The following is a 13,478-nucleotide window of genomic DNA, read 5'->3' on the forward strand; positions in this document are numbered from 1 at the left end:
CAATCATTCCGGCAATTGTGAATATTCATGAAAAAGGGCAGCCGAAGCTGCCCTTTCGCCTTGCGAAACCGCTTATTCAGCAAGCTTGAAGGTGATGAAGCTGGCACGGCCCTGACGCAGCACGCGCATCGACACGGAACGGTTCTTCGGCAGTTCCTTGGCGATTTCGGTGAATTCCTTGGCAGAACCGATGGCCTGGTTGTTCAGATGGCTGATGACATCACCCGGGCGCAAGCCGATCATGGCTGCCGGGCCATCCTGCACTTCCTTGATGACCACGCCACCTTTGAGCTCCAGGGATTTTTTCTGCTCGGCGGTCAGGTCGGCGACCGATACACCCAGGCGGTTGCTGCTGCGCTCGGCGCTGCCTTCGGTGCCAGCGCCAATGTCAACGTCGTCATCCGGCAGCGCGCCGACGCTGATGTCCAGGTTCTGGCGCTTGCCATTGCGGATGATTTCCAGCTTGGCCTTCTCGCCATCCTTGAGGCCGCCTACCAGGTGCGGCAGATCGGCCGACATGACGATTGGCTGGCCGTTCATGCTGAGGATCACGTCGCCCACCTGCAGGCCGCCTTTGGCTGCCGGGCCGTTTTCCAGCACCTGGGCCACCAGGGCGCCCGCCGGCTTGTCCAGGCCGAACGATTCAGCCAGGTCCTTGTTGACCTCCTGAATCACCACGCCCAGCCAGCCGCGGCTGACCTTGCCGTCTTTCTTCAGCTGGTTGGAGACATCGATCGCCACATCGATCGGGATGGCGAACGACAGGCCCATGAAACCGCCAGAACGGGTGAAGATCTGCGAGTTGATCCCCACCACTTCGCCTTTCATGTTGAACAGCGGGCCGCCGGAGTTACCCGGGTTGATGGCCACGTCGGTCTGGATGAACGGTACGTAGGTGTCATTGGGCAGGGTCCGGCCCTTGGCGCTGACGATACCTTTGGTCACCGAATGGTCGAAGCCGAACGGCGAACCGATGGCCAGTACCCACTCGCCCACCTTGAGCTTCTCGGAGTCACCCAGCTTCACCGTTGGCAAATTCTTGCCATCGACCTTCAGCAGCGCCACGTCAGTGCGCGGGTCGGTGCCGACCAGCTTGGCCTGGAGCTCGCTACGGTCCGACAGGCGAACGATGATCTCGTCGGCATCGGCCACCACATGGTTATTGGTGAGCACGTAGCCATCACTGGAGATAATGAAACCCGAGCCCAGCGACTGCGCCTCGCGCTGGCGGTCGCCGCGCGGCGAACGCGGCTGCTGGGGCATGTTGCGCTCGAAGAACTCGCGGAACATCGGCGGCAGGCCTTCCAGATCCGGCATCTGGCCTGCGGCGATCCGGCGGTCAGGCAGTTTCTGCTTGGTACTGATGTTGACCACTGCCGGCGAAGCCTGCTCCACCAGGGTGGTGAAGTCCGGCAGGGCTTCCTCGGCCTGGGCGGCGACTACTTGGCCGAGCATCAGCACAGCAGCGAACATCATTAGGTAGGATTTCAAGCGTGGTATTGACATACGACTCCCGTCACAACGAGCGGTAGTTTGGAAAGACCCCTGCTCAACGCAGAAAAGGCCAGGCTCTTCAAAGCCTGACCTATAGAAAATTTGCCGATGGATTGCAAATGACAATGCTTTAATTTCATTTCAGGCGTATGCCCACCTGCCTTGACTCGGCACGCAAAAGCGCGCCATTACTGGCGCGCCTGGGCATCCTGGGGGCGCATCGACAGGGCGACGCGTTCTGCCGTACCCAGCGGAATTTCGCCAACCACGGTCACCATCACTTTGCCCTTGGGTGTATTCAGGCGACGCGAGACTGCCGAGGTCGGGCCTAGCTGGGTGCGCATGTCGGTGCCGCCATCATCGCTCACTTGCTCGATGAACACCGAAAAACGCGCCAGGCCGTCGTCATACATCAGGCTGCTGACCGAACTGTTGTGCTTGGGATCACGGCGTACCGAGCTGTTGACCAGCTCGAAACCGGGTGGCAGCCAGTCCGAACGCCAACCCGCGACGGTATCATTGCTGCCGGCTGCCACATGCTGCACTGGCTTGCAGGCAGCACCTGGGCGCAAGTCTGCGTCGCTGGGTATTTCATCGGTATCGAGACGGGTCATCTGGAAGCGTTCCAGCAACTGCCCCTTGTCGTTGAGCATCAACGAACGCAGCGGCAAACCCGAGTGACGGTCCAGGTGCAATTCGAACGCATAGCGATGCTGGTCGCGTGGCGTAAGCGTAATGATCACGGCATCGCGCCCGGCGACCCGTGACTTGCCTGCCACACTCAAATCGTACCAACCCATCAGTTTCAGCGGATCAAGCACACGCGGTGCGGTATCCGGCGGCGCCGTGACACCGCTGGCCAAGGCCCCGCTGACACACTCCACCTTGCCATCCACGCGCACGATTTCCTGGGCGGCGCCATCAAGCTGCAACAGCCGCTCGCTGACTTTACCGCCGTCGACCCTGTGCCAGATGTCGTGGGAGGAGAAACTGCCGTTGCGTTCGTAGACGAACGACCCTTGATAGCTCTGTTTTTGCTCGGCCTGTGCCAGCTTGTTCAGCCACTCACTCGCCTCAGGCGAAGAATTGGCCGCCAATGCTGGCACCGTCATGCAGCTGCCAATCAGCAGCGACAAGAGAGGTAGCGCGCGCATGATCCTCCTTACTTAACGGTTTTCCAGGCTGGCGGCGCGGGCATACGGCAATGCGGTTTCAGTGCCCTTGAGCGCAGATTCCTGGGCATGCTGGCGCAGGTAGCCTGGCAGACGCTGATCCCAGCCGGCCTGGTTCTGCAGCACGCCATTGGCCATTGGCCCGGTCGGTTGCTCACTGCTCTCACTATAGCCTGCCAAAACGGCCGGGCCTTGCGCTTGTGGCACACTCAGGCCCTGCTGGACAGGCTGCTGGGCAGCAAGCTCTGCACCCGTGATCTCGTCCTGGTTGTACATACGCACACCGGCCAGTACCGCGACAGTAACCGAGGCGGCTACCGCCAGACGGCCAATGCTGCGCCAAGGGCCTTTCTTGACCTTGGCTGGCACGGCTTCGTCAGCCAGCGCCGCGGACACCGCAGAGGCGATATCCAGGTTAGGCAGCAGCAGCTCCTTGTGCATGGCTGCACGGGCAACCTGGTAACGCGACCAGGTGGCACGGGTTTCGGCGTCGTCGACGGCGTTCAACACCCGACGCAGTTCCAGTTCATCCGCTTCGTTATCCATCACCGCGGACAGCGATTCCTGCAAAGCTTCACGACTCATGGCGGTTCCTCTCTTGGCGCTGTCGCCGCTGTCTCAGGTTTCCTGCAACAACGGCTGCAGGGCTTTATCTATGGCCTCCCGAGCGCGGAAGATTCGAGAGCGCACGGTACCCACCGGACATTGCATGACACTGGCAATGTCTTCGTAACTCAGCCCGTCGAACTCGCGTAGCGTCAATGCCGTACGCAGGTCTTCGGGCAGTTGCTGGATGGTGCGATGGACAGTGCCTTCGATTTCATCCCGCAACAACGAGCGCTCTGGGGACTCGAGATCCTTGAGACCATGATCGCCGTCGTAAAACTCCGCATCCTCGGAGCTCACATCACTGTCTGGCGGCCGTCTTCCACGGGACACCAGGTAGTTCTTCGCCGTGTTGATGGCGATGCGGTACAGCCACGTATAGAACGCACTGTCGCCGCGGAAGTTGCCAAGCGCACGGTAGGCCTTGATGAAGGCTTCCTGTGCTACATCCTGGGCCTCGTGGGTATCGTGGACAAACCGCACGATCAACCCGAGAATCTTGTGCTGATACTTCAGCACCAACAGATCGAAAGCTCGCCTGTCGCCGCGCTGAACGCGCTCGACAAGCTGCTGATCCTCTTCCTGGGTTAGCATGAACACTCCTCAGTGAACTCGAAGGAGCGTTGCATCAGCCATCGTTCAGGCTTGCAACCATAGACTCGGGCTTTGCGCAAAAGTTCTCCCCTCCAAGCAAGTTTCCTGCAGCCCTTGGTCGGCTTGCACGGAAGACGCGGCGCGGTCACGGCCGGCTACGTCGATAATCAGGTTTCAAATACACAGGGGTAAGCCTGGAAAGGCCTGCCGCCCTGCGTCGCCGCGGCAAATTGTGGCGTACGGGCAGCCTTCATAGGATTTCCGGCCATGTCGGAAAGTTCCCACAAAGGTTGTCGCAACCTGGCAGGTAGCATGGAAATTGGCCACCCGGGGCTGCTATAAAGGCATCCCGACACGTTTAACGATAGTTTCACAATGCCATCCGCGCGTGACCATTGTGCCGTGCCCCTCCCAAAGATTACTAGTGTCCCGACATGAGCCAACAATTCCAACATGATGTCCTGGTGATCGGCAGCGGTGCCGCCGGTCTCAGCCTGGCACTTAACCTCCCCAGCCACCTTCGCGTTGCCGTGTTGAGCAAGGGCGACCTGGCCAACGGCTCGACCTTCTGGGCCCAGGGCGGCGTCGCTGCAGTGCTGGACAACACCGATACTGTGCAGTCGCATGTCGAGGACACCCTCAATGCCGGCGGCGGGCTGTGCCATGAAGACGCAGTGCGCTTTACCGTCGAGCACAGCCGCGAAGCGATCCAGTGGCTGATCGAACAAGGCGTGCCCTTCACCCGCGATGAGCACTACAGCGTCGACGATGGCGGCTTCGAGTTCCACCTCACCCGTGAAGGGGGCCATAGCCACCGGCGCATCATCCACGCCGCCGACGCTACCGGCGCGGCAATCTTCACCACGCTGCTGGAACAGGCTCGCCAGCGCCCGAACATCCAGCTGCTGGAGCAGCGGGTGGCGGTCGACCTGATCACTGAACGCCGCCTGGGCCTGCCCGGCGAACGCTGCCTGGGCGCCTACGTGCTCGACCGCAACACCGGCGAGGTAGACACCTTCGGCGCGCGCTTCACCGTGCTGGCCACTGGCGGTGCGGCCAAGGTCTATCTCTACACCAGCAACCCCGATGGTGCCTGCGGCGACGGTATCGCCATGGCCTGGCGGGCCGGCTGCCGGGTGGCGAACCTGGAGTTCAACCAGTTCCACCCGACCTGCCTGTATCACCCGCAGGCCAAGAGTTTCCTGATCACCGAAGCCCTGCGCGGCGAGGGCGCCCTGCTGCGCCTGCCCAACGGCGAACGCTTCATGCCACGCTTCGACCCACGCGAAGAGCTGGCCCCAAGGGACATCGTGGCCCGCGCCATCGACCACGAGATGAAGCGCCTGGGCGTGGACTGCGTATACCTGGACATCACTCACAAGCCTGCAGATTTCATCAAGAGCCACTTCCCCACCGTGTACGAGCGCTGCCTGGCCTTTGGCATCGATATCACCCGCCAGCCGATCCCGGTGGTGCCGGCGGCGCATTACACCTGCGGCGGCGTGATGGTCGACGACTGCGGCCACACCGATGTGCCTGGCCTGTATGCCATCGGCGAAACCAGTTTCACCGGCCTGCACGGCGCCAACCGCATGGCCAGCAACTCGCTGCTGGAATGTTTTGTGTACGGTCGCGCCGCCGCTGCCGACATCCAGGCACACCTGGAGCAAGTGGCCATGCCCAAGGCCTTGCCCGGCTGGGACGCCAGCCAGGTGACCGACTCGGACGAGGACGTGATCATTGCGCACAACTGGGACGAACTGCGGCGCTTCATGTGGGACTACGTCGGCATCGTGCGCACCAGCAAGCGCCTGCAGCGAGCCCAGCACCGCATTCGCCTGCTGCTGGATGAAATCGACGAGTTCTACAGCAACTACAAGGTCAGCCGTGACCTGATCGAGCTGCGCAACCTGGCGCAAGTGGCCGAGCTGATGATCCTGTCCGCCATGCAGCGCAAGGAAAGCCGAGGGTTGCATTACACACTGGACTATCCAGGGATGCTGGACGAGGCCAAGGACACTATCCTCAGCCCGCTCTGAAAACGGCGTCGCGGCCTTCGCGGGCTCGCCCCCTCCCACAGGAATTTGACTGCCTTGCAGCATTGCGCAGTTGGACCTGTGGGAGCGGGCGAGCCCGCGAAGAAGCTAACCCGGTCTCGATCTATGCCCGGCTCACCGCAGCCCAGCGCCGCCGGCTGAACTTCAACCGCACCCGCAAGCGCCGATGCTCGTCAGCCCCTAGCGCATCCTGAGGTATACACTGGCTTTCCCCCAGCCAACGCCCCACCCGCTCAAAGCGCAAAACCACCAGCCGTGGCAACGCCACGCTGTCCCGGCACAACCGAACCCGCTGCCACCCACAGGCACGGCTGAACACCTGCCAGCCCCGCACATCACGGCGCAGGCCGACAACAGCATGCTCATGGGTCAACAGGATACGTCGGGGAATGGCCCAGCCAGCGTGGGCCGTACAGGCGGCGACAACAAAAAAGGCCATCCACCCGGGCAGCGGGCTCGCCCACACGGCAAGCCACGCCAGTACCTGACAAGCGAGGTAGGCCGTCAGCAGCAGGCGCGAGCCTTGCCAACGGCACTCGAAGCACTCACTTGGGCTGGACACGGTCCAGAATGATGCGGACCATGCGCTGCAGTTCCGGGTCTTCGGACTCGGTGCGCTCCATGAACCAGCCGAACATGTCCTGATCCTCGCAGCTCAAGAGACGCACGTACAGTTCACGGTCGGTCTCATTGAGGGTGGGGTAGACTTCCTGGGTGAAAGGCACCAGCAGTACGTCCAGTTCCAGCATGCCGCGGCGGCTGTGCCAGAAAAGCCGGTTGAGTTCAGTTTGTTCGACCATGGGGCCCTCCTCGAATGGGCCGCCAGTATACAGCCAGGCGCGCGAAGCGACACCGGGCGTTGGTCTAGTCACCTACCTATTTTGTTACCGGCGTTCTATGATGGCCGCCAGTCTTTAGCCACCGCGATGACCCATGGCCGATTCCGCTTTCTTCTGCCCCCTGTCCCACGAGGGCATCCTCGCCGTCCGCGGCTCCGATGCAGGCAAGTTCCTGCAAGGCCAGCTGACCTGCAACATCAACTACCTCAGCCAGGAATACGCAAGCCTCGGCGCCCGCTGCATGGTCAAGGGACGCATGCAGTCGAGCTTCCGCATAGTGCCCGAAGGCAACGGCTACTTGCTGGCCATGGCCAGTGAACTGCTCGACGCGCAACTGGCCGACCTGAAAAAGTACGCTGTGTTCTCCAAGGCCACGCTGACCGACGAAAGCAGCGCATGGGCACGCTTCGGCCTGCAAGGTGGCGACGCTGCACTGCAGGCGCTGGGGCTTGTCGTGCCCGCCGCCGCCGGTAGCACCGTGCGCCATGACGGGCTGATCGCGATCGCCGTGTCCGCCGGCCGGGTCGAGTTGTGGGTGCCGGCGGCTGACGCCGAGCCTGTGCGCCAGGCCCTTGCCGCAGCGCTGCCCGAAGGCAGTGTCAACGATTGGCTGCTGGGGCAGATTCGCGCTGGTATCGGCCAGGTCATGGGCCCAACCCGTGAGCTGTTCATCCCGCAGATGATCAACCTGCAGGCCGTCGACGGCGTCAGCTTCAAGAAAGGCTGCTACACCGGCCAGGAAATCGTCGCCCGCATGCAGTACCTGGGCAAACTCAAGCGCCGCCAGTACCGCCTGGCCCTGGACCAGCAGGCCATTCCGGCCCCTGGCGCCGAGATTTTCTCGCCCACCCATGGGTCGTCGGTCGGCGAAGTGGTCATTGCTGCCGGCAACGGCACGGGCTGCGAACTGCTCGCGGTGCTCAGCGCCGAGGCGGTGGAAGACGGCAACCTGCACTTGGGCAGCCTCGAAGGCCCGCGCCTGCAGGTGCTGACCCTGCCTTACGAACTGGACCGCGACCGGGAAATCCAGCGCTGACCAGCCTGCCCCACCCCTGTGGCGGGGCCGCACCACCACTGCGGTAGACATGCCCATGAACAAGCTGGCCGAGTTGGTTCAAGCACAATTGCTCGACGCCATCGAAAAGGATGACCTGGTCCTGCCAACCCTGCCCGAGGTTGCCTTGAGCATCCGCGAGGCAGCGGAAGACAGCGAGATCAGCGTAGCGGCCCTGAGCAAGGTGATCGGCCGCGACGCGGCCCTGTCAGCGCGCCTGATCAAGGTCGTCAACAGCCCATTGCTGCGTGCTGCGGTCGAGGTGACCGACCTGCATACCGCCATCACGCGGCTAGGCATCAATTACAGCTGCAACCTGGCCATCGGCCTGGTGATCGAGCAGATTTTCCATGCCCGCTCGCCGGCAGTGGAGCAGAAACTGCGCGATATCTGGGCCAGTAGCCTGGAAGTGGCGGGCATCAGCTACGAAATCTGCCGCCGCTTCACACCTCTCAAGCCTGACCAGGCCACCTTGGGTGGGCTGGTCAACCAGATTGGCGCGCTGCCGGTACTCATCTATGCCGAAGAGCACAACGAACTGTTGTCCGACCCGGTTTGCCTGCATTACGTGATCGAGCAACTCCAGCCGGTGCTGGGGGACAAGATCCTCAAGGCCTGGGAGTTTCCGGAGCAGTTGGTCCACCTGCCGAGCCAGGTTCATGACCTGGACCGCCAGACTGACAAGATCGATTACATCGACATCGTGCAGATCGCCCGCTGCATCAGTCAGCGCGGGCGTCACCGGCCATTGGCTGCGCTGCCGGCGTACCGCCATCTGGGGTTGCCGTTTGGCACCGAGCTGGAGGTCGATGAACTGCTGGAGGCGCGGAGCATGTTGCGCTGAGCTGTAGCAGCCTGTGTCGCCCCCTTTCGCGGGTGAGCCCGTGAAAGGGGCGACACAGGCAAACCTTCAATCCGCGATAAAGCTCACCCGCACCCGCAACCCGCCCTTCTCGCCATCATGCAGGCTCACCTGCGCCAGGTGCGCCCGACAGATCTCGCCAACGATCGCCAGCCCTAACCCACTGCCCTGCGCACTTCGCCGGTAGAACCGCTCGAACACCCGTTCGCGCTCGGCCACGGGAATACCTGGCCCGTCGTCTTCCACTTCCAGCACTGCCGGCGCCATTACCCGCAAAATCACATTGCCACCCGCTGGCGTATGCGCCAAGGCATTGTCCACCAGGTTGCTCAACAACTCGTTGAGCAATGTCGGCTCCCCCTTCAGCCACACCGGCGCCTCGGCCTCCAGCGCCAGCGCCACCCCGCGCTTGTGCGCCAAAGGCGCCATGGCCATGCCCAGCTCGCGGGCCAACTGACTCAAGTCCAGACGCTGCGCACCGCCTTCGGCAATCGCCCGTGCGCCATTCTCGACCCGCGCCAGCGACAACAGCTGGTTGGCCAGGTGGGTCAGCCTGTCGGTGCCCTGGGCTGCCGACTCCAAGGTCTGCCGCCACTCCTGCGGCTCGGCCGAGCGCAAGCCCAACTCGACCCGTGCCTTCAACGCCGCCAGCGGCGTTCGCAGTTCGTGGGCCGCGTCGGCAATGAACTGCGCCTGGCGCTCGAACTGGCCGCGCAAGCGCTCGGTAAAGTGGTTCAAGGCGCGCACCAGCGGGCCCAGCTCGCGCTGTACCTGCACCACCGGCAACGCTCGCAAGTCGTCCGGCTGGCGTTCTTCCACCGCTGTGCGCAGGCGCTCCAACGGCCGCAACGCGGCACTCACGGCAAACCACACCATCACCAACGCCCCCAGTGCCAGCATGCCCAGGCGCAGCAGGGTATCGGCCATCAACCCTCGGGCCATGCGCACCCGCGCTTCTTCGGTTTCGGCTACGCGAATCTCTGCCATGCCGTTCATGTTCGGCTCGCTGACCGGCTTCAGCAGGCTGACCACACGAACGTCCTGGCCCAGGTAAGTGGCGTTGTAGAACCGTGCCAATGCCGGATAGTCATCGGTGCGCGGCGTGCCAGGCGGCGGTGGCGGCAGGTTCTCGTAGCCAGAAATCAGCCTTTGCTGGATATCCAGCACCTGATAGTAAATGCGCCCCGCACTGTCATAGGCGAACGTGTCCAGCGCCACGTAAGGCACATCCGCGCTCAACGAACCATCGCGCTGCGACAGGCCTGCAGCGATGGTTCTCGCCGAAGCCAGCAGGGTGCGGTCGTAGGCGGTGTCGGCGGCCTCGCGGCCATTCCAGTAGGCACTAAGGCCGCTGGCCAGCATCAGCACCACCAGCAACAGCGCCAAATTACCCAGCAAGCGCCCGCGCAGGCTGCCGTTGTCACGCATCGCGGTGCTCAAGCAAATAGCCCAGACCGCGGAAAGTGACGATGGCCACAGGGTGCCCGTCGAGCTTCTTGCGCAGCCGGTGAATGTAGATTTCGATGGCGTCAGGGCTGGCCTCTTCGTCCAGGCCAAACACCTGGGCAGCCAGCTGTTCCTTGCTCATCACCCGGCCCGGGCGAGCGATCAGCGCTTCCAGCACGCTCTGCTCGCGCGAGGTCAGCGTCAGGTTGTCGTCACCGAGGGTGAAGCGCCGGGTGTCCAGGTCATACACCAGCGGCCCACAGCGTTGCTGGCGCTCGCCACCGAGCACACTGCGGCGCAGCAAGGCCTTGACCCGCGCCTCCAGCTCGGTCAGCTCAAACGGCTTGGCCAGATAATCGTCGGCGCCCAGGTTCAGGCCATGGACCCGGTCCTTGACGTCACTGCGCGCAGTCAGCATCAGCACCGGCAAGGTCTTGCCACGACCTCGCAAGCGCGCCAGTACCTCAAAGCCGTCCATGCGCGGCAGGCCGACATCCAGCACGGCCACGGCGTATTCCTCACTGGCCAGCGCCAGGTCGGCAGCCACGCCGTCATGCAGCACATCCACGGTCAGGCCATGGCTTTTCAAGGCCAGGGCCACGCTTTCGGCCAGTTGCAGGTGGTCTTCGACCAGTAGCACACGCATCGGATTCTCCCTGCTCGGGTGGGACGGTGGCGCGGAGTGTACCGCTGTCACAACGCCTGTGAAGCCCCTCGTGACAAACCTTTCACGCTGAAAGGTTAGCGAAAGGTTCGTTGCCTAGCATCGCACCACGGTCGCCCTTCGCGCCGAAAAAAGCACCAGCAAGGTGCAACGAATAAGAACAATAAACGGAGTCATCGACGATGCTGTCATCGCAGCCGCAGGCGTTCGCGCCTACCCGTTCCTTTATCGCTCGCCCCTCGGCCATCGCCAGCGCCCTCGCGCTTGCCGGTGTCGCCCCGATGAGCCAGGCCGCCTTCTTCGAAGACAGCACGGCCACCTTCGAAACCCGCAACATGTACTTCAACCGCGACTTCCGCGACGGCACCAGCGCGCAGCAATCCAAGCGCGATGAATGGGCCCAGGGCTTCATCCTCAATTTCGAGTCTGGCTACACCGATGGCACCGTGGGCTTTGGCCTGGACGCGTTGGGCATGCTCGGCATCAAGCTCGACTCCAGCCCCGACCGTACCGACAGCGGCCTGCTGCCCACCCACGATGACGGCAAGGCTGCCGACGAGTACTCCAAGCTGGGCCTGACCGGCAAGGTGAAGATCTCCCAGACTGAACTCAAGATCGGCACCCTGATTCCCGAGCTGCCGACCCTGCAGCCCAACGACGGGCGTATCCTGCCGCAAACTTTCGAGGGCGGCCTGCTTACCTCCAAAGAGATCAAGGGCCTGACCTTCACCGGTGGCCGCCTGGACAAGGCCAAGGACCGCAACGACACCAACTGGGAAGACCTGGCGCTGAACAACAAGAACGGCCGCTTCGGTGGCACCTTCAGCGCTGACAACCTGGCCCTGGGCGGGCTCGACTACAAGTTCACCGACCGCATCACCGGCAGCTACCACTTCGCCCAGCTCGAAGATATTTACCGCCAGCACTTCATCGGCATGGTCGCCACCCAGCCATGGGGCCCGGGCACCTTGGGTGCCGACCTGCGCCTTGCCATCAGCGACGACGCCGGTGCAGCCAAGGCCGGCAACATCGACAACACCACCGTCAACGGCATGCTCAGCTATGCCCTGGGCGGGCACAAGGTCAGCGCCGCCTGGCAGCAGCTGTCTGGCGAAAGTGCCTTCCCGTATGTGGATGGCGCCGACCCGTACCTGGTCAACTTCGTCCAGATCAACGACTTCGCCGGTGCCGACGAACGCTCCTGGCAGGCGCGCTACGACTACAACTTCGCCGCGCTCGGCGTACCGGGCCTGACCTTCATGACCCGTTACATCAGCGGTGACAACGTCAGCCGTGCTGCCGGTGGCGAAGGCAAAGAGTGGGAACGCAACACCGAACTGAAGTACGTGGTACAAAGCGGCCCGTTGAAGAACGTCGCCGTGCGCCTGCGCAACGCCACCTTCCGCTCCAACTTCGCCCGTGACGCGGATGAAGTGAGGCTGTTGGTCAGCTACAGCGTGGCGCTGTGGTAACCCCATAGCGGTAATACAATAACAACAACGCTCACGGAGATCGACGATGACCTTTTCACTGCGCCGCCTCGTCCTCGCTACCGGCTGCCTGCTGTTGGCCGGCAACGCCCTCGCTGCAGAACCGAAACGCCCCGAATGCATCGCACCCGCCTCCCCTGGCGGTGGCTTCGACCTGACCTGCAAGCTGGTGCAAAGCGCACTGGTACAAGAAAAAATCCTCAGCAAGCCGATGCGCGTCACCTACATGCCCGGCGGTGTCGGCGCGGTCGCGTACAACGCCGTGGTCGCCCAGCGCCCGGCAGACGCCGGCACGCTGGTGGCCTGGTCCAGCGGCTCGCTGCTTAATCTGGCTCAGGGCAAATTCGGCCGTTTTGACGAAAACGCAGTGAAATGGCTGGCTGCCGTCGGCACCAGCTACGGTGCCATCGCGGTGAAGAGCGACTCGCCCTACAAGACCCTTGATGACCTGGTCGCAGCGCTGAAGAAAGACCCGAGCAAGGTCGTGATCGGTTCCGGCGGTACCGTCGGCAGCCAGGACTGGATGCAGACCGCGTTGATCGCCAAGGCCGCAGGCATAAACCCGCGCGACCTGCGCTACGTGGCCCTGGAGGGCGGCGGCGAAATCGCCACGGCATTGCTGGGCGGCCATATCCAGGTCGGCTCTACCGACATTTCCGACTCCATGCCGCACATCCAGAGCGGCAACATGCGCATCCTCGCGGTGTTCTCTGAAAACCGCCTGGACGAGCCGGAAATGAAAGACATCCCTACTGCCAAGGAGCAGGGCTACGACATCGTCTGGCCGGTGGTGCGCGGTTTCTACCTGGGGCCAAAAGTGAGCGACGAGGACTACGCCTGGTGGAAGGCCTCGTTCGACAAGATGCTGGCCTCCGAGGACTTCGCCAAGCTGCGAGACCAGCGCGAGCTGTTCCCGTTCGCCATGACCGGCGAAGAGCTGGACGGCTATGTGAAGAAGCAAGTGGCTGACTACAAGGCACTGGCCAAGGAATTCGGCCTGATCCAGTAAGCCTGTCGGACTCACCACCACCCCTGTGGGAGCGGCCTTGCGTCGCGATCGGGCGCGAAGCGGCCGCTAAACCTGCCGATGCGATCTGTCCGAAGCATCGTATCGGCTGTGCCAGGGGCCGCTTCGCGCCCGATCGCGACGCAAGGCCGCTCCCACAGGATGTGCATCTCACTTGAGCAATCCCAACGAGG

Annotated in this window: 13 protein-coding genes; 5 read left to right on the forward strand and 8 right to left on the reverse strand. The window is 63.0% G+C overall.

The genetic code is table 11. The features are described from left to right. Positions 1–72: 72 nt before the first annotated feature. The 4 genes from AC3RCM_RS22300 to rpoE form a co-directional block, all read right to left on the reverse strand. The gene (locus tag AC3RCM_RS22300; RefSeq protein ID WP_371920367.1) at positions 73–1,476 is read right to left on the reverse strand and encodes a DegQ family serine endoprotease; all 1,404 of its coding nucleotides are present in this window, start codon (positions 1,474–1,476) and stop codon (positions 73–75) included. Positions 1,477–1,682: 206 nt separating this feature from the next. Next, entirely contained in the window at positions 1,683–2,648 is a 966-nt protein-coding gene (locus AC3RCM_RS22305) for a MucB/RseB C-terminal domain-containing protein (protein WP_064491114.1), read from the reverse strand. A gap of 12 nt (positions 2,649–2,660) precedes the next feature. Beyond that, a complete protein-coding gene (locus AC3RCM_RS22310) occupies positions 2,661–3,251 on the reverse strand; it encodes a sigma-E factor negative regulatory protein (RefSeq protein WP_003252050.1) in 591 nt (196 codons plus the stop codon). A gap of 33 nt (positions 3,252–3,284) precedes the next feature. Then, a complete protein-coding gene (rpoE, locus tag AC3RCM_RS22315) occupies positions 3,285–3,866 on the reverse strand; it encodes an RNA polymerase sigma factor RpoE/AlgU (protein WP_003252049.1) in 582 nt (193 codons plus the stop codon). 434 nt (positions 3,867–4,300) lie between these two features. Here rpoE and nadB point away from each other — a divergent pair, with 434 nt between their 5' ends. Further along, positions 4,301–5,905: an L-aspartate oxidase gene (gene nadB, locus AC3RCM_RS22320; RefSeq protein ID WP_064491113.1), complete on the forward strand. Its 1,605-nt coding sequence runs from the start codon at positions 4,301–4,303 to the stop codon at positions 5,903–5,905. Between the two features lie 121 nt (positions 5,906–6,026). Here nadB and AC3RCM_RS22325 read toward each other — a convergent pair whose 3' ends face one another. Together AC3RCM_RS22325 and AC3RCM_RS22330 are read right to left on the reverse strand one after the other, a co-directional pair. Next, positions 6,027–6,485: a protein YgfX gene (locus AC3RCM_RS22325; RefSeq protein WP_029615366.1), complete on the reverse strand. Its 459-nt coding sequence runs from the start codon at positions 6,483–6,485 to the stop codon at positions 6,027–6,029. Next, a complete protein-coding gene (locus tag AC3RCM_RS22330) occupies positions 6,469–6,723 on the reverse strand; it encodes an FAD assembly factor SdhE (RefSeq protein ID WP_003252043.1) in 255 nt (84 codons plus the stop codon). Before AC3RCM_RS22330 ends, AC3RCM_RS22325 begins: the two co-directional genes overlap by 17 nt. Before the next feature lie 133 nt (positions 6,724–6,856). Between AC3RCM_RS22330 and ygfZ the strand changes: the two genes are divergently transcribed. Continuing rightward, on the forward strand, positions 6,857–7,798 hold the full coding sequence (gene ygfZ, locus AC3RCM_RS22335) for a CAF17-like 4Fe-4S cluster assembly/insertion protein YgfZ (protein ID WP_064491111.1): 942 nt from the start codon (positions 6,857–6,859) through the stop codon (positions 7,796–7,798). A gap of 55 nt (positions 7,799–7,853) precedes the next feature. Beyond that, complete coding sequence (locus AC3RCM_RS22340) at positions 7,854–8,660, forward strand: HDOD domain-containing protein (RefSeq protein ID WP_028698136.1); 807 nt, start codon at positions 7,854–7,856, stop codon at positions 8,658–8,660. Positions 8,661–8,726: 66 nt separating this feature from the next. On the opposite strand, the gene AC3RCM_RS22345 is transcribed toward AC3RCM_RS22340, so the two are convergent. Together AC3RCM_RS22345 and AC3RCM_RS22350 are read right to left on the reverse strand one after the other, a co-directional pair. Further along, the gene (locus tag AC3RCM_RS22345) at positions 8,727–10,106 is read right to left on the reverse strand and encodes a sensor histidine kinase (protein ID WP_064491110.1); all 1,380 of its coding nucleotides are present in this window, start codon (positions 10,104–10,106) and stop codon (positions 8,727–8,729) included. Next, complete coding sequence (locus AC3RCM_RS22350) at positions 10,099–10,770, reverse strand: response regulator (protein ID WP_010952527.1); 672 nt, start codon at positions 10,768–10,770, stop codon at positions 10,099–10,101. The genes AC3RCM_RS22345 and AC3RCM_RS22350 overlap by 8 nt, the downstream gene beginning before the upstream one ends. A 200-nt stretch (positions 10,771–10,970) precedes the next feature. On the opposite strand from AC3RCM_RS22350, the gene AC3RCM_RS22355 reads away from it, so the two are divergent. Both AC3RCM_RS22355 and AC3RCM_RS22360 read left to right on the forward strand, forming a co-directional pair. Beyond that, positions 10,971–12,260 carry an OprD family porin gene (locus AC3RCM_RS22355; RefSeq protein ID WP_492629147.1) on the forward strand — a complete coding sequence of 430 codons (1,290 nt, stop codon included), beginning with the start codon at positions 10,971–10,973 and terminating at the stop codon, positions 12,258–12,260. A gap of 46 nt (positions 12,261–12,306) precedes the next feature. Then, positions 12,307–13,287, forward strand: a complete 981-nt coding sequence (locus AC3RCM_RS22360; RefSeq protein WP_003252023.1) for a Bug family tripartite tricarboxylate transporter substrate binding protein — start codon at positions 12,307–12,309, stop codon at positions 13,285–13,287. Positions 13,288–13,478: the final 191 nt, after the last annotated feature.

Source organism: Pseudomonas sp. GW823-FHT05G12, assembly GCF_058795575.1.

What these genes read in the sequence shown, in the direction of transcription:
- AC3RCM_RS22300 (WP_371920367.1), bottom strand. Translation starts at nt 1,476, where the DNA reads ATGATGTTCGCTGCTGTGCTGATGCTCGGCCAAGTAGTCGCCGCCCAG.
- AC3RCM_RS22305 (WP_064491114.1), bottom strand. Translation starts at nt 2,648, where the DNA reads ATGCGCGCGCTACCTCTCTTGTCGCTGCTGATTGGCAGCTGCATGACG.
- AC3RCM_RS22310 (WP_003252050.1), bottom strand. Translation starts at nt 3,251, where the DNA reads ATGAGTCGTGAAGCTTTGCAGGAATCGCTGTCCGCGGTGATGGATAAC.
- rpoE (WP_003252049.1), bottom strand. Translation starts at nt 3,866, where the DNA reads ATGCTAACCCAGGAAGAGGATCAGCAGCTTGTCGAGCGCGTTCAGCGC.
- nadB (WP_064491113.1), top strand. Translation starts at nt 4,301, where the DNA reads ATGAGCCAACAATTCCAACATGATGTCCTGGTGATCGGCAGCGGTGCC.
- AC3RCM_RS22330 (WP_003252043.1), bottom strand. Translation starts at nt 6,723, where the DNA reads ATGGTCGAACAAACTGAACTCAACCGGCTTTTCTGGCACAGCCGCCGC.
- ygfZ (WP_064491111.1), top strand. Translation starts at nt 6,857, where the DNA reads ATGGCCGATTCCGCTTTCTTCTGCCCCCTGTCCCACGAGGGCATCCTC.
- AC3RCM_RS22340 (WP_028698136.1), top strand. Translation starts at nt 7,854, where the DNA reads ATGAACAAGCTGGCCGAGTTGGTTCAAGCACAATTGCTCGACGCCATC.
- AC3RCM_RS22345 (WP_064491110.1), bottom strand. Translation starts at nt 10,106, where the DNA reads ATGCGTGACAACGGCAGCCTGCGCGGGCGCTTGCTGGGTAATTTGGCG.
- AC3RCM_RS22350 (WP_010952527.1), bottom strand. Translation starts at nt 10,770, where the DNA reads ATGCGTGTGCTACTGGTCGAAGACCACCTGCAACTGGCCGAAAGCGTG.
- AC3RCM_RS22355 (WP_492629147.1), top strand. Translation starts at nt 10,971, where the DNA reads ATGCTGTCATCGCAGCCGCAGGCGTTCGCGCCTACCCGTTCCTTTATC.
- AC3RCM_RS22360 (WP_003252023.1), top strand. Translation starts at nt 12,307, where the DNA reads ATGACCTTTTCACTGCGCCGCCTCGTCCTCGCTACCGGCTGCCTGCTG.